27 protein-coding genes are annotated in these 20,636 nt (G+C 68.1%); 11 read left to right on the forward strand and 16 right to left on the reverse strand.

Features of this window, described 5'->3' with window-relative positions; all coding sequences use genetic code 11:
- Positions 1 to 82 precede the first annotated feature (82 nt).
- Both RX333_RS09780 and RX333_RS09785 read left to right on the forward strand, forming a co-directional pair.
- Positions 83 to 1,714, forward strand: a complete 1,632-nt coding sequence (locus tag RX333_RS09780; protein WP_316014751.1) for an acyl-CoA dehydrogenase family protein — start codon at positions 83 to 85, stop codon at positions 1,712 to 1,714.
- 70 nt (positions 1,715 to 1,784) lie between these two features.
- Positions 1,785 to 2,285 (forward strand): hypothetical protein, encoded by a 501-nt coding sequence (locus RX333_RS09785; protein WP_316014752.1) that lies wholly within the window; start codon positions 1,785 to 1,787, stop codon positions 2,283 to 2,285.
- Here the strand turns inward: RX333_RS09785 and recO are convergent.
- The 14 genes from recO to folK all read right to left on the reverse strand — a co-directional run bounded on the left by recO (position 2,257) and on the right by folK (position 12,597).
- Positions 2,257 to 3,006, reverse strand: a complete 750-nt coding sequence (recO, locus tag RX333_RS09790) for a DNA repair protein RecO (RefSeq protein ID WP_316014753.1) — start codon at positions 3,004 to 3,006, stop codon at positions 2,257 to 2,259. The two genes, RX333_RS09785 and recO, sit on opposite strands and share 29 nt — an antisense overlap.
- Before the next feature lie 13 nt (positions 3,007 to 3,019).
- Positions 3,020 to 3,355 (reverse strand): DUF1491 family protein, encoded by a 336-nt coding sequence (locus tag RX333_RS09795; RefSeq protein WP_316014754.1) that lies wholly within the window; start codon positions 3,353 to 3,355, stop codon positions 3,020 to 3,022.
- A complete protein-coding gene (gene era / locus RX333_RS09800) occupies positions 3,345 to 4,277 on the reverse strand; it encodes a GTPase Era (RefSeq protein WP_316014755.1) in 933 nt (310 codons plus the stop codon). The genes RX333_RS09795 and era overlap by 11 nt, the downstream gene beginning before the upstream one ends.
- Positions 4,270 to 4,953: a ribonuclease III gene (gene rnc / locus RX333_RS09805; protein ID WP_410056063.1), complete on the reverse strand. Its 684-nt coding sequence runs from the start codon at positions 4,951 to 4,953 to the stop codon at positions 4,270 to 4,272. Before rnc ends, era begins: the two co-directional genes overlap by 8 nt.
- Positions 4,950 to 5,774: a signal peptidase I gene (lepB, locus tag RX333_RS09810; protein WP_316014756.1), complete on the reverse strand. Its 825-nt coding sequence runs from the start codon at positions 5,772 to 5,774 to the stop codon at positions 4,950 to 4,952. The genes rnc and lepB overlap by 4 nt, the downstream gene beginning before the upstream one ends.
- A 46-nt stretch (positions 5,775 to 5,820) precedes the next feature.
- Positions 5,821 to 6,240 (reverse strand): holo-ACP synthase, encoded by a 420-nt coding sequence (gene acpS, locus RX333_RS09815; protein ID WP_316014757.1) that lies wholly within the window; start codon positions 6,238 to 6,240, stop codon positions 5,821 to 5,823.
- Between the two features lie 91 nt (positions 6,241 to 6,331).
- Positions 6,332 to 6,961, reverse strand: a complete 630-nt coding sequence (locus RX333_RS09820) for a LysE family translocator (RefSeq protein ID WP_316014758.1) — start codon at positions 6,959 to 6,961, stop codon at positions 6,332 to 6,334.
- Between the two features lie 13 nt (positions 6,962 to 6,974).
- Positions 6,975 to 7,568, reverse strand: a complete 594-nt coding sequence (locus tag RX333_RS09825; protein ID WP_316014759.1) for a LysE family translocator — start codon at positions 7,566 to 7,568, stop codon at positions 6,975 to 6,977.
- Positions 7,565 to 8,314: a pyridoxine 5'-phosphate synthase gene (locus tag RX333_RS09830; RefSeq protein WP_316014760.1), complete on the reverse strand. Its 750-nt coding sequence runs from the start codon at positions 8,312 to 8,314 to the stop codon at positions 7,565 to 7,567. Before RX333_RS09830 ends, RX333_RS09825 begins: the two co-directional genes overlap by 4 nt.
- A 70-nt stretch (positions 8,315 to 8,384) precedes the next feature.
- Positions 8,385 to 9,044 carry a DUF2062 domain-containing protein gene (locus RX333_RS09835; protein WP_316014761.1) on the reverse strand — a complete coding sequence of 220 codons (660 nt, stop codon included), beginning with the start codon at positions 9,042 to 9,044 and terminating at the stop codon, positions 8,385 to 8,387.
- A gap of 18 nt (positions 9,045 to 9,062) precedes the next feature.
- A complete protein-coding gene (locus RX333_RS09840; protein ID WP_316014762.1) occupies positions 9,063 to 11,234 on the reverse strand; it encodes a bifunctional (p)ppGpp synthetase/guanosine-3',5'-bis(diphosphate) 3'-pyrophosphohydrolase in 2,172 nt (723 codons plus the stop codon).
- 15 nt (positions 11,235 to 11,249) lie between these two features.
- Positions 11,250 to 11,609, reverse strand: a complete 360-nt coding sequence (gene rpoZ, locus RX333_RS09845; RefSeq protein WP_316014763.1) for a DNA-directed RNA polymerase subunit omega — start codon at positions 11,607 to 11,609, stop codon at positions 11,250 to 11,252.
- Positions 11,610 to 11,702: 93 nt separating this feature from the next.
- Positions 11,703 to 11,951, reverse strand: coding sequence for a peptidase (locus RX333_RS09850; RefSeq protein ID WP_316014764.1), 249 nt, complete (start codon positions 11,949 to 11,951; stop codon positions 11,703 to 11,705).
- 97 nt (positions 11,952 to 12,048) lie between these two features.
- On the reverse strand, positions 12,049 to 12,597 hold the full coding sequence (gene folK / locus RX333_RS09855; RefSeq protein ID WP_316014765.1) for a 2-amino-4-hydroxy-6-hydroxymethyldihydropteridine diphosphokinase: 549 nt from the start codon (positions 12,595 to 12,597) through the stop codon (positions 12,049 to 12,051).
- 114 nt (positions 12,598 to 12,711) lie between these two features.
- On the opposite strand from folK, the gene RX333_RS09860 reads away from it, so the two are divergent.
- From RX333_RS09860 to RX333_RS09895, 8 genes are all read left to right on the forward strand, one after another.
- Positions 12,712 to 13,248, forward strand: a complete 537-nt coding sequence (locus RX333_RS09860; RefSeq protein WP_316014766.1) for an NYN domain-containing protein — start codon at positions 12,712 to 12,714, stop codon at positions 13,246 to 13,248.
- Positions 13,249 to 13,284: 36 nt separating this feature from the next.
- Positions 13,285 to 13,941 carry a methyl-accepting chemotaxis protein gene (locus RX333_RS09865; protein ID WP_316014767.1) on the forward strand — a complete coding sequence of 219 codons (657 nt, stop codon included), beginning with the start codon at positions 13,285 to 13,287 and terminating at the stop codon, positions 13,939 to 13,941.
- A gap of 58 nt (positions 13,942 to 13,999) precedes the next feature.
- Positions 14,000 to 14,953 carry a 4-hydroxy-3-methylbut-2-enyl diphosphate reductase gene (gene ispH / locus RX333_RS09870; protein WP_316014768.1) on the forward strand — a complete coding sequence of 318 codons (954 nt, stop codon included), beginning with the start codon at positions 14,000 to 14,002 and terminating at the stop codon, positions 14,951 to 14,953.
- 61 nt (positions 14,954 to 15,014) lie between these two features.
- On the forward strand, positions 15,015 to 15,629 hold the full coding sequence (locus RX333_RS09875) for a LysE family translocator (protein WP_316014769.1): 615 nt from the start codon (positions 15,015 to 15,017) through the stop codon (positions 15,627 to 15,629).
- A 361-nt stretch (positions 15,630 to 15,990) separates the two neighbouring features.
- Entirely contained in the window at positions 15,991 to 16,446 is a 456-nt protein-coding gene (locus tag RX333_RS09880) for a DUF3429 domain-containing protein (protein ID WP_316014770.1), read from the forward strand.
- Complete coding sequence (locus RX333_RS09885) at positions 16,443 to 17,465, forward strand: GFA family protein (protein ID WP_316014771.1); 1,023 nt, start codon at positions 16,443 to 16,445, stop codon at positions 17,463 to 17,465. The genes RX333_RS09880 and RX333_RS09885 overlap by 4 nt, the downstream gene beginning before the upstream one ends.
- Positions 17,458 to 17,907: a ribonuclease HI gene (rnhA, locus tag RX333_RS09890; RefSeq protein WP_316014772.1), complete on the forward strand. Its 450-nt coding sequence runs from the start codon at positions 17,458 to 17,460 to the stop codon at positions 17,905 to 17,907. The genes RX333_RS09885 and rnhA overlap by 8 nt, the downstream gene beginning before the upstream one ends.
- Positions 17,908 to 17,917: 10 nt before the next feature.
- A complete protein-coding gene (locus tag RX333_RS09895; RefSeq protein WP_316014773.1) occupies positions 17,918 to 18,541 on the forward strand; it encodes a trimeric intracellular cation channel family protein in 624 nt (207 codons plus the stop codon).
- A gap of 30 nt (positions 18,542 to 18,571) precedes the next feature.
- Here the strand turns inward: RX333_RS09895 and RX333_RS09900 are convergent, their stop codons facing one another.
- Positions 18,572 to 18,850 carry a hypothetical protein gene (locus RX333_RS09900; RefSeq protein WP_316014774.1) on the reverse strand — a complete coding sequence of 93 codons (279 nt, stop codon included), beginning with the start codon at positions 18,848 to 18,850 and terminating at the stop codon, positions 18,572 to 18,574.
- Between the two features lies 1 nt (position 18,851).
- Entirely contained in the window at positions 18,852 to 19,766 is a 915-nt protein-coding gene (gene fmt / locus RX333_RS09905; RefSeq protein WP_316014775.1) for a methionyl-tRNA formyltransferase, read from the reverse strand.
- Positions 19,767 to 19,883: 117 nt separating this feature from the next.
- Between fmt and RX333_RS09910 the strand changes: the two genes are divergently transcribed.
- Positions 19,884 to 20,633, forward strand: a complete 750-nt coding sequence (locus tag RX333_RS09910; RefSeq protein ID WP_316014776.1) for an MBL fold metallo-hydrolase — start codon at positions 19,884 to 19,886, stop codon at positions 20,631 to 20,633.
- Positions 20,634 to 20,636 lie beyond the last annotated feature (3 nt).

Below are 20,636 nucleotides of genomic sequence, written 5' to 3' on the forward strand. Positions count from 1 at the left end.
ACCCTCTCCGCCTGCCCATCTAGGGTCCCTCGCAGTTGCACACTACGCGTGGCCGAAACGCGAAACGCTCGTGGAGAGACCGATGAAAGACCTCGCCCAGACGCCCGACGCCCTTCTTTCAAAGGGCCGCGCCGCCGTTCCCGCGCTGCGTGAACTTCGCGCCGACGCCGTGGCCAAGCTCGCCGAAATGAGCGCCGAGGCCGGTGTGGATGCGGTGCAATACGCCGCACACGGTACCGGTTGGGTCGCGACCTATTGCGAGGCGCTCGAACAGATGGTCGCCTGGGCCGAGCGGCTGGAGCGGGCCGGTGCGTTCGGTGAGATCGAGAATCTGATCCTCGCGATCGCGCTGGGAGAGTATGCCGCGCAGCTGCAGGGCGGCATTCCCATGAGCCAAGGCGAGATCTTCCGGATCGCCGAGCTCGACCTGACCTTGCCTGAACCGATCGCCACTCTCATCGGCAGCAATACCGATGCGGCACGCCAGCGGCTCGTCACCCTGATGATCGAGCGGCAGGGCGTCGCGAGCTACGGCGCGACGGGTCTCGACGAGGAATTCGAGATGATCCGCGAGCAGTTCCGCCGCTTCGCCGAGAATCGCGTCCTGCCCGATGCGCATGAATGGCACCTAAAGGACGCGCTGATCCCGATGGAGATCATCGAGGAAATGTCCGAGATGGGTGTCTTCGGCCTGACCATCCCGGAGGAGCATGGCGGATTCGGCCTCGGTAAGACGGCGATGTGCGTCGTCTCCGAGGAATTGAGCCGCGGCTATATCGGGGTCGGCTCGCTGGGCACCCGGTCGGAGATAGCCGCCGAGCTGATCCTGTGCGGCGGCACCGATGCGCAAAAGGCCGAGTGGCTGCCGAAGATCGCGAGCGGCGAAACCCTGCCCACCGCCGTCTTCACCGAGCCCAATACCGGCTCCGACCTCGGCGCGCTCAAGACCCGCGCGGTGCGCGATGGCGACGACTGGGTCCTGCGCGGCAACAAGACCTGGATCACGCATGGCGGTCGCACCGATCTGATGACGGTACTGGCCCGCACCGATCCCGCGACGGACAATTATGCGGGCCTGTCCATGTTCCTCGCGCCCAAGACCCGCGGCACGGATGCTGAACCCTTCCCCGACGCCACCATCGCGGGCGGGGAGATCGAGGTTCTGGGTTATCGCGGGATGAAGGAATACACCCTCGCGCTCGACGATCACCGCGTCGGCGGCGATGCGTTGCTCGGCGGCAAGGAAGGTCAGGGCTTTCGGCAGCTTATGCGCACCTTCGAGAGTGCGCGCATCCAGACCGCGGCCCGTGCCATCGGCGTGGCGCAGAACGCGCTCGACCTCTCCTTGCAATACGCGCTCGACCGGATCGCCTTCGGGGCTCCGCTGGCCGAAAAGCCGCGTGTCTACGCCAAGCTCGCGATGATGGCGGTCGAGATCATGGTCGCCCGTCAGCTGACCTATTTCTCCGCACGCGAAAAGGATGCCGAGCGCCGCTGCGATCTGGAGGCGGGAATGGCCAAGCTGCTGGGCGCGCGCGTCGCCTGGGCCGCCGCCGACAACGGCGTGCAGATCCACGGCGGCAACGGCTTCGCGATGGAATATCCGATCAGCCGCGTGCTGTGCGATGCGCGCATCCTCAACATCTTCGAGGGCGCGGCGGAGATCCAGGCGCACGTCATCGCACGCCGCCTGATCGACACACATCAGAAGTGAGCCGTTGCGACGAAGGGTTCGGCAGGCTAGTCCTGTCGGCACCTGACACGCACCCGGACAGACATTCTTCATGCGGCTGACCCTCCTGCCCCTTCTCGTGGTCCTGAGCGCCTGCGCCTCCGGCCCGCCCGACGAAATCGTGCCAGCCATCCCAGCAGGCCGCCCCGCCCCGCCGCGCGCCGCCCAGGACGCGGCGGAAGCCGAAGCCGCCCGCGCCGCCGAGCTGGCGCGCCGTGCCGCGATCCCGGATGAGATCAGTGACACCGACTGGACGCTGACCACGCTGAACGGGCAGTTGGTCGGACGTGTGATGGAGGTCGACCTGTCCGGCGGCCAGATCGACGGCATGGGACCGTGCCATTCGATTCGCGGAAACTACTACGGCACCGGCCCGATCTTCGTGGTCGAGACGATCATCGTTCCGCGCCTGCCCGATTGCGAACGGGCCGCTCTGCAGGAACAGATCGCCATCGCGATGATCGACGCCCGCTCCGCCCTGATCGAGGATGGCCGACTGGTCGTGCGCGATGCCGAGGGCAACGTCAGGCTGGAGTTCCTGCCCCTCGGCTGAGCGCGGCGACGATCGCCCTCGCAGCCGCGTCTCGAGCGTCGATCGCGGCCGGTCGCGGCAGTAAGGGGGCCAGCCGCTGGTGCAGGAAATGCCCTGTCAGCGCGAGCCCCGCCTCCACATCCGCAGCCGATGCGTCTTCGCCACCGTTGAGGAAGCTCGGCAGCACCAGCAGGCGGTCCGCCCACTCCCCCGCCCCATCCCTGCTGACCCCGCGACCCGTGCGCGGCGAGACGAAAGCGAGTGGCCCCTGCCCCCCGTTCGCGCAGCGGCGCAGATCCAGTCCAAAGCCCAGATCGGCCAGCAGCATGGCTTCCCAAGCGACATAGGTGGCAGGCCAGTCGCCACTGGCGAGCATACGCTCGAACAGAGCGATCGTCCGATCATAGAGCGGGACCATCGGCTGCCGTTCTGGCGCGGCGGCGGCGATGAGTGAGGTGACCGATTTCAACGTCGCAAGCGCCGCGCGATCGCTCATCAGCGCACCGGCCCGCCCGCGGATCGGCTCCGCGACGAAGGAGCCGATATGCGTCTCGATCCGGGCGCGCCATTTCAGATCGAGCTGTGCGCCGGGCTGCAGATGCGCGGCCCGTTTGCGCGACTGACCACCCCGGATCACCCCCGCATGACGGCCCCGGTCCCGCGTCAGGACCTCGGCGATGGTGTCCGCCTCGCCATGCGGTCGGTTTGACAGGAGGATGCCCTCGGCGCGCCACTCGATCATGCGCGCGCGCCCGTCACCGCAACCCGTCCTCGTCGAGCAGGTGCCGCCCTTCGCGATCCTCGACTTCGACTATCCAAAGGTCCGGGTCGTAAGCGCGTTGGCGTACAAGTTCCGCCTCGACCTCCGCGTCCGGTCCAGTGATCAGTTCCGCCCAGACCCTGTTGAAGTCCGTGTCGTAGCTGCGGTGCCAAGCCCGCGCGTAACCGTCGAGCGTCGCGACCTTGACGATGACCGCGCCCGCCGTCGGATCGCCCTTCGCCGTCAGGAAGGCCGGGATCGCCGCCAGCCGCAGTCGCGCCAGATAGGCGCGCACCCAGAAGTCCGAGGTCAGGCGCGCCTCAGCGGCCATCCTTGAAATCCAGTCCCATCTGGTCGTAGCGCTCGGATTCCTCCAGCCAGCCCGGCCGGACCTTGATCTGCAGGAACAGGTGGACCTTTCGACCCAGAAACTCGGCAAGCTCCTCGCGCGCGGCCATCGAGACCGCCTTGATCGTCTCGCCCTTCGGTCCCAGCGCGATGCCCTTGTGGCCGTCGCGGGCAACGTAGATCATCTGATCGATCTTGACCGAACCGTCCTTGCGCTCCTCCCAGCCCTCGGTCTCGACGGTCAGCTGGTAGGGCAGTTCCTGATGCAGGCGCAGCGTCAGCTTCTCGCGCGTGATTTCAGCCGCGATCATGCGCATCGGCAGATCGGCGATCTGATCCTCGGGATAGAGCCACGGGCTCTCGGGCATCCTGGCGGCAAGCCAGGCCTTGAGGTCGGCGACGCCATAGCCCTTCTCGGCAGAGATCATGAAGATCTGCGCGAACTCGAACTCCTTGGACATCTCCGCCGTCAGGGCGAGCAGCTTGTCGCGCGGGATACGATCTATCTTGTTGATGGCGAGTGCGACGCGCGCGGGCGGCACCTCCCGCTCCCGCAATGCCTTCAGGATCGCGTCCACGCCATCGGTGCGCCCGCGATGGGCCTCGATCAGCAGGACGACCACATCGGCATCGGCCACGCCCGACCACGCGGCGGCGACCATCGCCCGGTCGAGATGACGGCGCGGGCGGAACAGGCCCGGTGTGTCGACCAGCACCAGCTGGCTCTGCCCTTCCATCGCGACGCCGCGGATGCGGGCGCGGGTCGTCTGCACCTTGTGCGTGACGATCGAGATCTTCGCGCCCACCAGCGCGTTGGTCAGCGTCGACTTGCCGGCATTGGGTTCACCGATCAGGGCGACGAAGCCCGCGCGGGTCGGTTGCTCGGTCGTCGGTTGCTCAGTCATCGCCTACCTCGCTCAGCAGTTTCTTGGCCGCGCGCTGTTCTGCATCGCGCTTGCTCGACGCCTCGGCACTGGCGCTCGCCCCGTCCTCCAGCCGCACCTCCACCGTGAAGACGGGCTTGTGGTCCGGGCCGCGCCGGTCGACGACGCGGTAATCGGGCAGCGCCTGCCCGCGTGCCTGCGCCAGTTCCTGAAGTCGCGTCTTGGCGTCGCGCGCGTCCTCGGCCGCGCCTTCGATGCGGTCGGCCCAGAGCGTCAGGATGATTTCGCGCGTCCGGTCCATGCCCGCGTCGCGATAGAGCGCCGCAATCACCGCTTCCATCGCATCGCCCAGCAGCGCCGTCTTGCGCCGCCCGCCGGTCTGCGCCTCGGACCGGCCGAGGATCAGCGCCTCGCCGATGCCGATGGCCGTCGCGATCTCGGCGCAAGTCTCCTTGCGCACGAGCGCGTTGAAACGCGGCGCGATGGTCCCCTCCGCCGCGTCCTTGTCCTCGTCTAGCAGCGCCTCGGCGATCACCAGTCCTAGCACCCGGTCGCCCAGAAATTCGAGCCGCTGATTGTCCGGGCGGCTCTTGCTCGCGATAGACGAGTGGGTCAGTGCCCGCTCCAGCAGTTCAGGCTTCGCGAACTCGTGACCCAGCGCGCGCATCAGAGCGGCGCGCGCGGCTTTTCCGCTCACTCCACCCATTCGAGAAGGCGATCGAACCGCCAGTTCCACAGCAGGAAGAGCGAGGGACCCTCGGCCGAGAACACCACCAGATTGGTCTTGCCCAGCAGGAAGTCCCGATGCACGAACCCGACCCCGCCGGGGTGGAACGGGATCGACCCTTCGAGGTTGTCGCGATTGTCGTTGAGCTGCGCCCGGCTGAAGAACCGGCTGTCGACCGAGTTGTCGCGGTTGTCGCCCATGAAGAAATAGTGATCCTCGGGCACGGTGTAGATGCCGGTCTCGTCCTGCCGTCCGTCCTGGAAGTTCAGCACGTAATGCTCGGTGCCATCGGGCAGCGTCTCGACGAACCGTTCCTTTTGGCAGTTGGCCCCATCGGCCACGACGCCCATGCAGCGCGGCTCCGCCCCGCGTTGCGCGATATTGGGCTCGTCGAAGGTGCCCGCGGGCTCCAGCGGCAGCATCTCGCCGTTTATGACCAGTCGGCCGCCGGTCACCTGGATCGTATCGCCCGGCAGACCGACCAGACGCTTGATGTAGTCCTGCCGCAGGACCGGGTGGCGGAACACGGCGATGTCGCCGCGCTCGGGCTCGGAGAACAGGATGCGCCCGTCGAACGGGCACAGGCTGAATGGGCAGGAATGGCGCGAGTAGCCATAAGCGAACTTGTTGACGAACAGGAAGTCGCCGATCAGCAGCGTCGGCTTCATCGAGCCGGTGGGGATGTAGAACGGCTGGAAGAACAGTGTGCGGATGATTCCGGCCAGCAGCAGGGCGTAGACGACGGTCTTGATGGTGTCGAGGACGCCGCCTTCGGAGGACTTGCTGGCCATGTCGGAGTTCCTGTCGGCAGGGAAGAATGCTGTCCCGCTTGTTGCCCTAGGCCTCGGAATTGTCAACGGGAACCGGGCGGGCCTCGATGACGACGAAGGCGCTGGCCCAGGGGTGATCGTCGGTGAGCGTGACGTGGATGATCGCTTCGTGACCCGGCGGCGTCATGGAGGCCAGCCGGTCGGCGGCCCAGCCCGTGACGTGCATGACCGGCTGGCCCGTGCGCAGGTTCGAGACGGCCATGTCGCGCCAGGCGATGCCCATCCGCAGGCCGGTTCCGAGCGCCTTGGAGCAAGCCTCCTTGGCTGCCCAGCGCTTTGCGTAGCTCTCGACACGGTTGGCGACGCGGTCGGATCTGCGGCGTTCGGTCTCGGTGTAGACACGGGTCAGGAACCGCTCTCCGAACCGGTCGATCGTGCCTGAGATCCGCTCGATATTGGCGAGGTCGGTACCGATGCCGAGGATCATGGAAACTCCGAAAAACGGTGTATGCGATGCGTATGGAAAGCGTATGGCATGCGTATGGCAGATTTTGCCAGCCTCCGCGCCCTCCGCCCGCTCACAATCCGGCCGATCCGGTGCGCAGGATGCGCAGCGCAGCCCCCGCGAAGAGGATCGCGACCGCCCCCTCGATCCAGCGTCGCGCCCGTAGATAGACCGCCTGTGCGCGCGGCGTGGAAAAGAGCAGCGCGTAACCGAAGAAGATCGTCGCACTGAGCGAGGCCATCAGGACCACGACCGACACCAGCTCGGGCCCCGAGGTGCCGACCGGCAAGCCGACAGTGTAGAGCGCGCCAAAGAAGAAGATCGCCTTGGGATTGGTCAGGTGCAAAGCGAGGCCGCGCAGGTAGCTGCCTTTCAAGGCGCGGGCGTCGGACGCCCGCACCGGCGGATTGCCGCGGCGCAGCGCCGACTTCGCGGATTTCCAGGCGAGCCATCCGAGATAGAGCGCCGCCAGGATGCGCAGCCAGCCGACGAGAGCGGGGTTCGCGGCCATCAGCCCCGCGAGACCGAGCGCGGCGGCGCTCGACCACATGACCCCGCCCGTCAGCACCCCGGCGGCGAGTGCGACGCCGTGCGCACGCCCCCGCTGCATCGCCGTTCCCGAAATGGCGAGGGTCGCGGGCCCCGGTGTCGCCGCCGCGACGAAGGCCGCGCCCAGCACGAAGGTATAATCGGCCGGTGTCATGGCTGGGCTCCTCTCATGTTGGTCGCCAGACTGCGAGCCGTATCGCCGCCGCACCGAAGAAGACGGCGCAGGCTCCGTCGATCCAGCGGCGCGCGGCGGCATAACTGGCCATCACGGACGCGCGCGAGAAGAGGATCGCGTAGGCGAGATAAAGGACGAGCCCGAGCAGCGCACATGCGACGACGGTCGTCCAGGTTGCGGCAGTGGTCCCTCCCTGCCCCAGCGCGAGAGCGGCGACCCAGGCGAGCGCGGCTTTCGGGTTCAGCAGGTTGAGCAGCAGACCGGATCGGAACGCGCCGCCGGGTCGCCGCGCTGGCGTCGGGGACGTCCGCCGCGCACTGCGGAGGGCTGCCAAGGCGAGCCAGCCGAGATAGGCCGCGCCGACCAGCTTGACGACCATCAGCACCGGCGGCGAACCGAGGACGAGCGTGGCGAAGCCCGCCCCGGCGGCGGCGCCCCAGAGCCCCAGCCCGATGGCGAGGCCTATGGCCTGTCGGATCGCGCGGCGGCGCCCCGAGGCCATCGCGGTCGCGGCGACGCCCAGCGTCGCGGGCCCCGGCGATCCGGCGGCGATCAGGAAGGTGCAGAGCGCGACGGCGATGCTCACCGCGCCGCGTCCATCAGGCGGCGCATGTGGCCGATCGCGGCATCGAGACCGATGAAGATCGACTCACCGATCAGGAAGTGGCCGATGTTGAGTTCGCGCATTTCCGGGATCGCGGCGATGGGGCCGACCGTGTCGAAGGCGAGGCCGTGCCCGGCGTGTACTTCGAGCCCTAGGCCGTGCGCCTGCTCGGCGGCGGACTGGATGCGCGCCAGTTCGAGGTCGCGATCCTCGAACCGGCCTTCCATATGGGCGTCGCAATAGGCTCCGGTGTGGATCTCGACCACCGCCGCCCCGACCTGAGAGGCCGCCACGATCTGCGTGGGATCGGCGGCGATGAAGAGCGAGACGCGCGCGCCTGCTTCGGCCAGCGGCGCGATGAAGTCGGTGAGGCGCGCCTTGTCGCCCGCGACCTCCAGCCCGCCTTCGGTCGTGCGTTCCTCCCGCCGTTCGGGGACGATGCAGACGGCGTGCGGCCTGTGCCGCAGGGCGATGGCCTGCATCTCCTCGGTCGCGGCCATCTCGAAGTTGAGCGGGATCTCCAGCGCCTGCATCAGCGCATCGATATCGGCGTCGCGGATGTGGCGGCGATCCTCGCGCAGATGGGCGGTGATGCCGTCCGCCCCGGCCTTGGCGGCCAGCATCGCGGCGCGCACCGGGTCGGGCACATGTCCGCCGCGCGCGTTGCGCACGGTCGCCACGTGGTCGATGTTCACGCCGAGGCGCAGTTTGGTGTCGTGCTCGCTCATCGGGTCCTCCGCCGTTCCGGGGGACAACCTAACGCGGTGCGTGCGGATTTGGAGCGCGGGATTGTAACCGCTACGCGGAACCGCCCCGCCGGGCGGCCTTGCCGACCTTGGCGTCGCGCGCCTCGGTCGCCTTGGCGATGCGCGCGAGGTTCTGTGCACGGCGGCGGGCCTGGTAGGCCCGCACGAAGGGGCGACTGACGTAATAGGTCAGGACGGCCCCGAGCAGGCCGGGGATCAGCCCGCCGACGAGATAGGGCCAGAAGAAGTAGTCCCAGAACCCCAGCAGCCGGTCATAGGGGGCGGGACCGAAGCCGAACAGGCTCTTGAAAGAGAACCACAGACCCTGCCACGCGTCGACGACCGCCTGCTTGAGCAGTTCGAATTCCGACGTGCCCCGCGTGCCGGTGATCCAGCGGCCCAGTCGCAGCGAGACGTAGACGATGAAGGGGAAGGTCAGCGGGTTGCCGAAGAAGGTGCCGGTGACCGCGGCCAGGATGTTGGCGCGCATGACCCAGGCCAACCCCGCCGCGATGAGGATATGCAGCCCGAAGAGCGGCGAGAAGGACATGAACACGCCGATGGCGAGGCCGAGGCTGATCTTGTGCGGACTGTCGGGCAGGCGCCGCACCCGGTGGGCGAGATATTCGACCACGCGCCGCCAGCCCGCGCGCGGAGCGACGCCCTCGCGCATCCATTCCAGGTAGCCCAGCGGTTTACGGCGCTTGAACATGGCTGCACTCGCGGCGGATCACGCCGCCGCCGTTTCCGAGTTTCGTTTCCGCATCACATCTGTCACGGCGCTGTCGGCCTGTATAGCCGTCTCGATGCGCGACAGATGCTGCAGGTCACGGACCTCGATGCGGACCTCGATGACGTAGAAATCGGGCTTTGGATCGAGGATGCGGATATCGGAGATGTTGGCGTTGTGCTCCCCGATCAGGGAGCACAGCCGCCCCAGCACGCCCGCATCGTTGGCCATCGTCACGGCGAGGCGGGCGGAATGGGTGCCGAGGCTCTCGCCAATGCCCCATTTGAGGTCGATCCAGCGCTCGGGCTGGTCCTCGAAGGCGCCGAGGCGGGGGCAGTCGATCGAGTGCACCTCCACCCCGCGGCCGCGATAGCTGATGCCGACGATGCGTTCGCCCGGCAGGGGCTCGCAGCAGAGCGCCGCGCGGGCGGCCTGGCCGGGATCGAGGCCGATGACCCCGTCGGGGCGGCCCTGCGGCTCGGGCACGTCGCCGGTCAGTTCGGGGTAGAGCGTGGTGACGATCTGGTCGCCCGACAGCTCGGTCGCGCCGAGCGCGCGCAGCACCTCGTCCGCCCCGCCTTCCACGCCGAGACGCTCGGCCACGGTCGCGAGCGCCTTGTCCGTCGGTTTCTTGCCGACCTTGGCGAAGGCGACGCGAGCGAATTCGCGGCCAAGGCGCACCTGTGCCTCCCGCTCCGCCTCGCGCGCGTGGCGGCGGATCGCGGTCTTGGCGCGCCCGGTGACGACAAGTTCGGCCCAGCTGGCCTGCGGTGTCTGGCCGGGGGCGGAGATGATGGTGACGGACTGGCCGTTGCGTAGCCGGGTGAAGAGCGGCACGCGGCGGTTGTCGACCTTCGCGCCGACACAGGAATTGCCCAGATTGGTGTGGATCGCATAGGCGAAGTCGAGCGGCGTCGCCCCGCGCGGCAGCTTCACCACCTTGCCCTTGGGCGTGAAGCAGAAGACCTGGTCCTGGAACATCTCCAGCTTGGCATGTTCGAGGAATTCGGCCGGGTCGACGGCGCCCGACAGCCCTTCGCTGAGATCCTTGAGCCAGGCCAGCGGATCGGCGGCGAAGGGATTTTCGAAACGCACGCCGTCGCGATAGGACCAATGCGCGGCGATGCCGGTCTCGTTCACCTCGTGCATCTGCTGGGTGCGGATCTGGATCTCCACCCGCCGCGCCGAACGGCCCGAGACGGTGGTGTGGATCGAGCGGTAGCCGTTGGACTTGGGCTGGCTGATGTAATCCTTGAACCGGCCCGGCACCGCGTTCCAGCGCCGGTGCACGACGCCGAGCGCGCGGTAGCAATCCTCGACCGAGGTGGTGACGATGCGGAAGCCGAAGATGTCCGACAGCCGGTGGAAATCGCCCTCGGGGTCGTTCTTGTCGTTGAGCTTGCGCCAGATCGAATAGGGCCGCTTTTCCCGCCCCGTCACCTCGGCCGCGATCCCGGCGTCGAACAGGGCGCGGTCGAGATCGTCGGTGATGCGGGGAATGACGTCGCCCGTCTCGTTCTTGAGCGTGATGAAACGGCGGATGATCGAGGAGCGCGCCTCGGGCTGGAGGACGCGGAAGGCGTGATCCTCCAACTCCTCGCGCATCCACTGCATGCCCATGCGCCCGGCGAGCGGCGCGTAGATGTCCATCGTCTCCTGCGCCTTCACGATCTGCTTCTCGGGGCGCATGTGGCGGATGGTGCGCATGTTGTGCAGACGGTCGGCGAGCTTGACCAGAAGGACGCGCATGTCCTTGGCCACGGCCATCAGGAGCTTGTGGAAGTTCTCGGCCTGCTTCGTCTCCTTGGACGACAGCTCCAGATTGGTCAGCTTGGTCACGCCGTTGACCAGCTCGGCGATCTCCTTGCCGAAGAGGCGCGTGACCTCCATCAGCGTGGAGCCGGTATCCTCGACCGTGTCGTGCAGGAGAGCCGTGACGATGGTGGCGTCGTCGAGCCGCTGTTCCACCAGCATCTCCGCCACGGCGAGCGGATGGGTGAAATAGGGCTCGCCCGAGCGGCGGCGCTGGTCGGCATGGGCGGCCTGCGCATAGGCGTAGGCCCCCTCGATCAGGGCGGCGTTGGAATTGGGATTGTAGCTGCGGGCCAGCGCGGCGAGTTCCGCCGCGGCTGGCGCAAAGAGGGTGCCGGCGCTGGACGATCCGTCAGGCATCGCGCGCCGCCCCCATCACTTCTCGCCCTGGGCGTCCATCAGCGCGCGCAGGAGCGATTCCTCGGACATGTCGTCCTCGGCCGGCTTGTCGGCCGAGCCGCCATCGCCCATCAGCAGGGCCATCTGGTCGTCCTCGGGCTCGTCCACCTCGATCTGACGCTGGTTGCTCTCGATCGCGGCTTCGCGCAGCTGCGCGGCGGTCAGCGTCTCGTCCGCGATCTCGCGCAGGGCGACGACCGGGTTCTTGTCGTTGTCACGGTCCACGGTCAGCGGCGCGCCAGTCGCCAGTTCGCGCGCGCGGTGCGCGGCGAGCATCACCAGCTCGAACCGGTTGGGAACCTTGTCTACGCAATCTTCGACGGTCACACGTGCCATGTCCGGCCTCCGCTTCATCAGCCATACGGATAGGAGAAGTTCCGCATGTAGCGCCTGCGCGCGCCGGATGCAAGCGAATGGCCCGGTCGCTCCTCAGGATGTGAGGAGCAGGTAGCGCGCGATGCCGTAGAGGTAGAGGCCGCTGAAGACGATGTTGATGTATTTGAGCTGAGGCTCGGTACGGAGCCAGCCGCAGAACACCCATATCAGGCAGAAGGGCAGACCCAGCAGCATGGCGGAAAGCTGCCAGCCCTGGACGATCGAGATGGTGCTGAGAAGTCCGAGCGCGAACGCCGCCCATTTGAGCGGCTGCTCGAGCGCCGCAAGTCGGTGAAGTATCATTCGGTCATGTCCGGTGCCCAGCGCCGTTGACCCGGCGATCTGGTGGACTCCGGTTAGCATGGGGACGGACCCTCGGACAAGACGTGTGCGCGACCGGTCACCGCAGGATCGGCACGATCTCGGCCTTGGCGGCCTCGGGCAGTGCGCCGTGCATCTGCCGGACGGTGAGGTCCAGCAGCGGATGGCGCCAGTCGGGCGCGACCTCCATCAGCGGAACGAGGACGAAGGCGCGTTCGTGCAGGCGCGGATGCGGCAGCAGCAGCGTGGCCGGCGGCGTTTCCGACGGCCCCGCATCGATCGCCGCCCGGACCGTTTCGGCATCGGGGGACACGAGGTCGTCCCCGCCCAGAAGGTCGAGATCGCTGGCCCGCGCCGCCCAGCGCCTGCCGCGCACGCGACCGAGATCGGCCTCGATGGCGTGCAGGGCCGCGAGCAGCGCCTCGGCGCCCATTTGCGACGTGATCGATGCGGCGGCGTTCACGTAGTCCGGGCCTGACCCGGCAGGCCAGGCCGGGCTGGAATGGTAGCGGCTGGCGCGAAGCCCGGTGCCGAGTTCGGCGATCCGGTCGAGCGCCGCGTCGAGGGTCGCGTCGGGCGCACCGGCGGGTCCCGAAAGGTTGGCGCCGAGCGCCAGGAGGTATCGCATCCGTCCGCCGTCCTTGCCCTCTTCCCACGACAATCGCTTTTCCATACTGTGTGCATATTGCACAAGACGTTCGCGCGGATTTGGAAGCGAACCTACCGACAGATTGGAGATATTGTGTTCTATCGCGACGAGAAGCTCGCCCTGTTCATCGACGGGTCGAACCTTTACGCGGCAGCGAAGGCATTGGGATTCGACATCGATTACAAGCTGTTGCGCACCGAGTTCATGCGCCGAGGCAAATTGCTGCGCGCCTTCTACTACACCGCGCTGCTGGAGAACGAGGAATACTCGCCCATCCGGCCGCTGGTGGACTGGCTCAACTACAACGGCTTCAGCATGGTCACCAAGCCCGCCAAGGAGTTCACCGACTCGCTGGGTCGGCGCAAGGTGAAGGGCAACATGGATATCGAGCTGGCCGTCGACGCGATGGAGATGGCGCCGCATATCGACCATATGGTCCTGTTCTCGGGCGACGGGGATTTCAAGCCGCTGGTCGCGGGCATCCAGCGGCAGGGGGTGCGGGTCTCGGTCGTCTCCACGATCCGCTCGCAGCCGCCGATGATCGCCGACGACCTGCGGCGCCAGGCGGACAACTTCATCGAGCTCGAGGAACTGCGCGACGTGATCGGCCGCCCGCCGCGGGAGCAGTGACGAAGCGTTAATCTTTGCGCGCTACGCCTCGTCTGCATGACGGACGCTTCTCTCACCAGCAGGCTCACCGCGTTGCGCAAGCTGTGCCAACGGGTCGTCGTGGCCGTGGCACCGGCACGCAATGCCGCGGGTGTCCTCGTCGCCGCGCAGAAATGCCGGGGCGGGCTGCCGCGGCCCGCCCTCGTCCGGGCGTTGGAGCGGATCGTCGAGGCCCGCGAGCTTGCCGCCCTCGCGCAGGAGATGAGGGACGAGGCGAAGGCGCTCGACTGCGACCCGTGCCTGCGCCCGATGCGAGAGCATGTGCAGGCGGTTCTCGAGCAGCTCCATCGCCACACGGGGGAGGATCCCGAACGGTTGGAGGAGCGGCTCGCCGCGGCGCCCGACCTGACGGAGCTGTGCCTGTTCGAGCTCGACGACGCCGTCTCGGACTATGTCGACGCGCTGATTCGCGAGATCGGTCGCCTGACCCGCCGCATCGATCAGGGGAAACGCGAAACGCTCGACGGGACGCTTGCCAGACTGAAACGGGTGGGGACGTCGATGGAACTGCTGTCGATCAATGCCGGGATCGAAGCGGCGCGCAGCGGCAGCGCGGGTGCGGGCTTCCTCGTCATCGCACAGGAGATGCAGCGCCTGTCGGGGGAGGTGGGACACTTCGTCGGGGATGTGCGGGCCGACCTGAAACAGGCCTGACGACGGGTGGCATCGCGGCGCGCGGCGGCTTATGTCAGGGCGAGGACGGGAGAGTGCCATGACCAAGCCACCGCTGAAGATCCTTCTGGCCGCGCCGCGCGGCTTCTGCGCGGGTGTCGACCGGGCGATCAAGATCGTGGAGATGGCCATCGAGAAATACGGCGCGCCGGTCTATGTGCGGCACGAGATCGTGCACAACCGCTACGTCGTCGACGAGCTGCGCGAGAAGGGCGCGGTCTTCGTCGAGGAGTTGGACGAGTGCCCCGACGACCGGCCGGTGATCTTCTCGGCGCACGGCGTGCCCAAATCGGTACCCGAGGCGGCACAGGCGCGCCAGATGCTCTATGTCGATGCGACCTGCCCGCTGGTCAGCAAGGTGCATATCGAGGCGGAGCGGCACCACGAGAACGGGCTGCAGATCGTGATGATCGGCCATGCCGGACATCCCGAGACCGTGGGCACGATGGGTCAGTTGCCGCCCGGCGAGGTGCTGCTGGTGGAGACGCCCGCCGATGTGGCGACGCTGTCCCCCCGCCGGCCGGAGGAGCTGGCCTATATTACGCAGACGACGTTGAGCGTCGACGACACGGCGGAGATCGTGGCCGCGCTGACCGCGCGCTTTCCCGCGATCGTCGGTCCGCACAAGGAGGACATCTGCTACGCCACCACCAACCGGCAGGAAGCGGTCAAGGAGGTCGCGCCGAAGGTCGATGCCCTGCTGGTGATCGGGGCGCCCAACTCCTCGAACTCCAAGCGGCTGGTCGAGGTCGGGGCGCGCGCGGGATGCGGTTATTCCCAACTGGTGCAACGGGCGACCGATATCGACTGGCGGGCGATCGAAGGGATCTCGGCGCTGGGCATCACCGCGGGCGCGAGCGCGCCGGAGGTCCTGATCGACGAGGTGATCGACGCCTTTCGCGACCGCTACGACGTGACCGTCGAGATCGTCGAGACGGCAAAGGAGCGGGTGGAATTCAAGGTGCCGCGCATCCTGCGCGAAAGCGCGGCCTGACCCCTTTAGTTGCGGCAACTCACGTGGCACGGTGCCGCGACGCCAGCCGAAGGACACCCGCATGATCAGTCTCGCCTTTCTCGCGACGGCGCTCGTCGTCGTGCTCGCCCCCGGAACCGGGGTGATCTACGTGCTATCGGTGGCGCTGACGCGGGGGCTGCGCCCCGCACTGGCGGCCGTCGTCGGCTGCACCTTCGGGATCGTGCCACATCTTCTGGCGGCGACGCTGGGACTGGCGGCGGTGCTGCATGCCAGCGCGCTCGCCTTCCAGATCGTGAAATTCGCGGGCGTCGCGTTCCTGATCTGGATGGCGTGGAAGACCTGGGCCGAACGCGGTGCGCTCGAAACCGGCGGCACGAGCCCGGCGGGCCCATTCGCGATCGCGGCGCGCGGCGCGCTGATCAACGTCCTGAACCCGAAACTGTCGCTGTTCTTCCTCGCCTTCCTGCCGCAGTTCCTGGTGCCGGAGGCGGGCGGCGTGACGGCGCAGATGCTGCTGCTCGGCGGGATCTTCTCCGCCATGACGGCGGCGGTCTTCGCCCTCTATGCCGTCTTCGCGGCGGCGGCCCGGTCGCACGTGCTGGGCTCGGCCCGCGCGATGCGCGTGTTGCGGGGCACCTTCGCCGCGGCCTTCGCCGTGCTGGCAGGGCGGCTCGCGGTCGAAAGCCGCGGCTGACCCGACGCCGCGCTTGCTGGCGTGCAGGATGCCTTTCGACGACGGGCAGACGGTACCGGTCAGGTAGGTCTTTGCCTTGGTCGGCGCCCGTCGTCGCGGCCCGAGCGCGCCTCTTGCCGACCAGTCGCCGCGAGAAATGTGGTATCGCGATGCAACCGGACCCGCTCCGTCCGGGTTTCCTTCCCATCGGACATGTGGGGTTCGATGGCCTGAGGCGCGGCGACAGCCAAACCGATGGCACCGCAGACATGTGCTGCGACCAGGCGGAGATCCCGTGGGGGTTGGATCTCCGCCGCCGCGCGTCTTGGCTTCGCCACTCGGGGCGTGTAGCCAAAGCGAACACGAGCGGAGCCCCGATGCCATGTCTGACATTCCCAAGCCAGCGCTGATCCTTGCCTGGGCCGGGCTGCTGCCGTTCCTCTACGGCGCGGCGTCGGTGCTGTTGCCTTCGGGCAGCCTGCCCGGCTTCGGGCCGTTCGAGCCGTCGCCTGCGGGGGGGCGCGCGCTGCTGATGTTCTACGGCACGATCATCCTGAGCTTCATGGCCGGGTGTTCCTGGGGGTTCGCGAGCCGCCACGGGCGGCGGCCCGGCTGGATCGAGCTGGGGCTGAGCGTCGTGCCGCCGCTCTTCATCTTCTTTTTCCTGACGGACGATCCGGCCGCGTCCTGCACCGTGCTGATCTATGCCTTCGCGGGCCTTCTGGCCATCGAGAGCTGGTTCGCACGGCAGACGGTCGTGGTCTGGTGGTGGCTGTCGCTGCGCATCCCGCTGACGATCGCCGTCTGTATCTGCCTTATGATCGGAGCCTTCGCATGAGTCTGACCGGCGGCTGTCAATGCGGTGCCGTCCGCTACGCCATCGAGGGGGAGCCGCTGGGCTTCGCCCGCTGTCATTGCACCGACTGCCAGCGGCAGAGCGGCTCGGCCTTCGGGCTGTCGCTCTACTGCGTGGCCGAAGAGGTGAGCTGGCAGGGCGACCTCGCGACGTTCGAGAGCGTCGCCGAAAGCGGCAATCGCGTGCAGCGGCGCTTCTGCTCAAAATGCGGCGTGCGGATGTATCACGATGGCGGGGGCGACTACATCTCGATCAAGGCGGGGACGCTCGATCCGGGGCACGAACTGGAGCCGAGGGCCGAGATCTGGACCGACAGCGCCCTGCCTTGGGTGCCGCTGATCGAGGGGGTGCCGCGCTACGAGCGCCAGCCGCCCGACCAGATGGAACTCCGCACCGCCTGGACCGCGTGGCGGCGCGGGCAGACGCTGGCCTTCTACGACGAGAACGCGGCGGATTACGCGGCCTATTCGGACGCGACCGAGGCGCATCCACGGCTGGCCCGCTGGATCGACACCCTGCCCGAGGGGGCGCGGGTGCTCGATCTGGGCTGCGGCACGGGCTGGGCGGCGGCGCAGATCGGCCGCGCGGGCTTCGACGTGCGGGCGATGGATGGCAGCCGCGGACTGGCCGAGGAGGCGCTGCAGCGCCACGGCATCGAGGTCGAGATCGTGGATTTCGCGGAGCTGTCGGAAAAGGCGGCGTTCGAGGCGGTCTGGGCCTTCTTCAGCTTGCAGCACGCGCCGCGCGACCGGATGCCCGATCACCTGCGCCGGATCTGGGAGGCGACGACGCCGGGCGCGCGGCTGTTCCTGGGCCTCAAGGAGGGCACGGGCAGCCTGCGCGACGAGAACGGGCGGCTCTACACCTTCTACGGCGAGGCGGAGATCGCGCGGCGGCTGGAGCATGGCGGCTTCGAGATCGTGAAGGTCGATCGCGGCACGGGGCGCGGCTTCGACGGGCAGCCGTCCGACAATCTCTACGTGGAGGCGGTCCGTGGCTGAATTCTTCGCCTACACGGACGGCGCATGTTCGGGCAATCCCGGCCCCGGCGGCTGGGGCGTGCTGATGCAGGCCAAGCGCGATGGCGCGGTCGTGAAGGAGCGGGAGCTGAAAGGTGGCGAGACGCAGACCACCAACAACCGCATGGAGCTGATGGCCGCGATCACGGCGCTGGAGACGCTGGGTCGCCCGACCGCCGTGACCATCGTCACCGACTCGGCTTACGTGAAGGACGGTCTGACCAAGTGGATCCACGGCTGGAAGCGCAATGGCTGGAAGACGGCCGCGAAGAAGCCGGTGAAGAACGAGGACCTGTGGAAGCGGCTGGACGCCGCGCAGGCCGCGCATGACGTGACCTGGGAATGGGTCAAGGGCCATGCAGGCCACCCGGAGAACGAGCGCGCGGACGAACTGGCGCGCGCGGGCATGGCGCCGTTCAAGTGAGGCGCGCGGCGTGAGCCTCGTCGGTCTGCTCGATTTGCTGGCGGTCTTCGTCTTTGCGCTGACCGGCGCGCTGACGGCGAGCCGGGCGCAGCTGGACATCGTGGGCTTCGTTTTCGTCGCCTGCCTCACGGCGATGGGCGGCGGCACGGCGCGCGACGTCATCCTGGGCCGCGAGGCGGTGTTCTGGGTGGCCGATCCGGCCTATGTCGCGGTCGCGGGCGGGGCGGCGATCCTCGTCTTCTTCACCGCGCACCTGATCGAGAGCCGGATCCGGGCGGTCATCTGGCTCGACGCGCTGGCGGTGGCCGTGGCCGTGCCGGTCGGGGTCGCGGTGGCCCGCGGCATGGGGTTCGACTGGCCGGTCCTGCTGATCATGGGAATGGTGACGGCGTGCATCGGCGGGCTCGCGCGCGACGTCGTCTGTAACGAGGTGCCGCTGGTGCTGAAGGCGCGCGACCTCTACGCGACGGCGGCCCTGGCCGGGGCGGTCGCCAACGTGCTGGTCTTCGCCGCGGGGGGCGGGGCGATCCTGTCGGCGCTGGCCTGTGCCCTGCTGACCTTCGGCATCCGGGCGGGCTCGATCGCGTTGGGATGGCGCGCACCGGTCTACCGGGCGCGCCCGCCGCGACCGTAGCATTCACGTATTTGAAGGAAGATGAAGGGACTAGCGCCGCCGGGAGCGAGAGCGGTAGCGCGTGCGCGTCCGGGCCGCCGCCTCTGTCGGGATCAGGATCAGCGCGCCCGCGGCGGAGATGATCGCGTTCAATCCGGGGCTGCCGAAGCTGATGCCGAACATCACCCGTATCATGAAGAACAGCACCACCCCGCCCAGCGCGATCACGATGGACGGGACGTAGCCGTTATGGGTGAAGCCCAGTCGCTCGGCCGCGTATCCGACGATCCCACCCAGCATCATCGAGCCGAAGAAGGCGAAGAAACCCATCCTAATCTCCCAACATGTCTCCCATCGATATGGGGTGTCCGCGCAGGAATTCATCCGCCTGCGCGGCCTTGCCCCCCGCGCGCTGCAGCCGCAGCAGCTGGACCGAGCCATCTGCACAGGCGACGGAGAGGTCGTGGTCGAGCACCTGGCCCGGCTCGCCGCCGCCCGGTCTGCCGGGACGGGACAGGAGGAGCTTGATCCGGGCGCCGTCATGGGTCGTCCATGCACCCGGGAACGGGGAGAGGCCGCGGATCTGGCGGTCGATCTCGGTGGCGGGGCGGGTCCAGTCGACCCTGGCCTCGGACTTGTCGATCTTGGACGCGTAGGTGACGCCCTCCTCGGGCTGGATTTCGGGCGTGCGGTCGTCGAGCGCGGCCAGCGTCTCGACGATCTGCCGGGCGCCGATGAGGGCGAGCCGGTCGTGGACGGTCTGATAGATGTCCTGCGGCCCGATCGGGGTCGCCTCGCGGCTCAGCACCGGGCCGGTGTCGAGCCCGGCCTCCATCTGCATGATGCACACGCCGGTTTCCGCGTCGCCCGCCATGATGGCACGCTGGATCGGGGCCGCACCGCGCCAGCGCGGCAGCAGCGAGGCGTGGATGTTGAGGCACCCGTGCGCGGGCGCGTCGAGCACGGGCTGCGGCAGTATCAGGCCATAGGCCACGACCACCGCGATCTCGGCGTCCAGCGCGGCGAAGGCCGACTGCTCCTCCGCTCCGCGCAGGCTGGTCGGTGTGCGGACCTCCAGGCCCAACGCCTCGGCCCGCTGGTGCACCGGGGTGGGGCGCAGCTGCTTGCCCCGCCCGGCGGCGCGCGGGGGCTGGGTGTAGACGGCCGCGACCTCATGCCCGGCGGCGTGCAGCGCGTCGAGCGCCGTGACGGAGAACTCGGGCGTTCCCATGAAGACGAGGCGCATCGGGGCTCTCCTGTTCTCGGTCGGACAGATGTCGCGCAGGTGGCGGGCGCTTGCAAGGCTGGGATCGGAGTTCGGCCGCGCTAGGTGGCAGGCCAACGCGATTGGAGGAGTGACGAGATGGACAGAAGACGGTTCCTGGCGACGAGCGGCGCGCTGACCGGCGCGATGGTCCTGCCCTATGCGGCGATGGCGCAGGGCGGGGAGTCCCACAGCTATGCCACCGACGGCGGCGAGGTGGTGATCCACCCGGTCGATCACGCCTCCTTCGTGATGGAGACGCCCGGCCTCGTGATCTACAACGACCCAGTGGGCGAGGCGGCGCGCTACGCGGAGTATCCGGCGCCCGACCTGATCCTCGTGACGCATGAGCATGGCGACCATTACAACGTGCAGACGCTGCGCGGGATCGTCACCGATACGACGAAACTGATCGTCAATCCCGGCGTGTTCCGCATGCTGCCCGACGATCTGAAGGCCCGCGCGATGATGCTCTCGAACGGCGACACAACGCATGCCGGTCCGTACTACGTGGCGGCGGTGCCGGCCTACAACATCACCGAGGACCGGCTGCAATACCATCCGCAGGGGCGCGACAACGGCTATGTGCTGACCGTGGACGGGTTGCGGGTCTACATCGCGGGCGATACCGAGAACGTCCCCGAGATGGCGCATCTGGAGGAGATCGACATCGCCTTCCTGCCGATGAACCTGCCCTACACGATGGATGTGGCGCAGGCGGCGGATGCGGTGGCGATGATCAATCCGCGCGTGGTCTATCCCTATCATTACCGCGGCAGCGATATCGACGCGTTCACCCGGATGGTGGGCGCCGATGCCGAGGTGCGGCGCGGCGACTGGTACTCGTGACGC

It is taken from the genome of Roseobacter sp. HKCCA0434 (assembly GCF_032464675.1).
Classification (GTDB): Bacteria; Pseudomonadota; Alphaproteobacteria; order Rhodobacterales; family Rhodobacteraceae; genus Pontivivens.

Bases quoted from the DNA above. Each gene is read 5' to 3' on its own strand.
- RX333_RS09780 (WP_316014751.1), top strand. From the start codon at position 83: ATGAAAGACCTCGCCCAGACGCCCGACGCCCTTCTTTCAAAGGGCCGC.
- RX333_RS09785 (WP_316014752.1), top strand. From the start codon at position 1,785: ATGCGGCTGACCCTCCTGCCCCTTCTCGTGGTCCTGAGCGCCTGCGCC.
- recO (WP_316014753.1), bottom strand. From the start codon at position 3,006: ATGATCGAGTGGCGCGCCGAGGGCATCCTCCTGTCAAACCGACCGCAT.
- RX333_RS09795 (WP_316014754.1), bottom strand. From the start codon at position 3,355: ATGGCCGCTGAGGCGCGCCTGACCTCGGACTTCTGGGTGCGCGCCTAT.
- era (WP_316014755.1), bottom strand. From the start codon at position 4,277: ATGACTGAGCAACCGACGACCGAGCAACCGACCCGCGCGGGCTTCGTC.
- lepB (WP_316014756.1), bottom strand. From the start codon at position 5,774: ATGGCCAGCAAGTCCTCCGAAGGCGGCGTCCTCGACACCATCAAGACC.
- acpS (WP_316014757.1), bottom strand. From the start codon at position 6,240: ATGATCCTCGGCATCGGTACCGACCTCGCCAATATCGAGCGGATCTCA.
- RX333_RS09820 (WP_316014758.1), bottom strand. From the start codon at position 6,961: ATGACACCGGCCGATTATACCTTCGTGCTGGGCGCGGCCTTCGTCGCG.
- RX333_RS09830 (WP_316014760.1), bottom strand. From the start codon at position 8,314: ATGAGCGAGCACGACACCAAACTGCGCCTCGGCGTGAACATCGACCAC.
- RX333_RS09835 (WP_316014761.1), bottom strand. From the start codon at position 9,044: ATGTTCAAGCGCCGTAAACCGCTGGGCTACCTGGAATGGATGCGCGAG.
- RX333_RS09840 (WP_316014762.1), bottom strand. From the start codon at position 11,234: ATGCCTGACGGATCGTCCAGCGCCGGCACCCTCTTTGCGCCAGCCGCG.
- rpoZ (WP_316014763.1), bottom strand. From the start codon at position 11,609: ATGGCACGTGTGACCGTCGAAGATTGCGTAGACAAGGTTCCCAACCGG.
- RX333_RS09850 (WP_316014764.1), bottom strand. From the start codon at position 11,951: ATGATACTTCACCGACTTGCGGCGCTCGAGCAGCCGCTCAAATGGGCG.
- folK (WP_316014765.1), bottom strand. From the start codon at position 12,597: ATGCGATACCTCCTGGCGCTCGGCGCCAACCTTTCGGGACCCGCCGGT.
- RX333_RS09865 (WP_316014767.1), top strand. From the start codon at position 13,285: ATGACGGACGCTTCTCTCACCAGCAGGCTCACCGCGTTGCGCAAGCTG.
- ispH (WP_316014768.1), top strand. From the start codon at position 14,000: ATGACCAAGCCACCGCTGAAGATCCTTCTGGCCGCGCCGCGCGGCTTC.
- RX333_RS09875 (WP_316014769.1), top strand. From the start codon at position 15,015: ATGATCAGTCTCGCCTTTCTCGCGACGGCGCTCGTCGTCGTGCTCGCC.
- RX333_RS09880 (WP_316014770.1), top strand. From the start codon at position 15,991: ATGTCTGACATTCCCAAGCCAGCGCTGATCCTTGCCTGGGCCGGGCTG.
- RX333_RS09885 (WP_316014771.1), top strand. From the start codon at position 16,443: ATGAGTCTGACCGGCGGCTGTCAATGCGGTGCCGTCCGCTACGCCATC.
- RX333_RS09900 (WP_316014774.1), bottom strand. From the start codon at position 18,850: ATGGGTTTCTTCGCCTTCTTCGGCTCGATGATGCTGGGTGGGATCGTC.
- fmt (WP_316014775.1), bottom strand. From the start codon at position 19,766: ATGCGCCTCGTCTTCATGGGAACGCCCGAGTTCTCCGTCACGGCGCTC.
- RX333_RS09910 (WP_316014776.1), top strand. From the start codon at position 19,884: ATGGACAGAAGACGGTTCCTGGCGACGAGCGGCGCGCTGACCGGCGCG.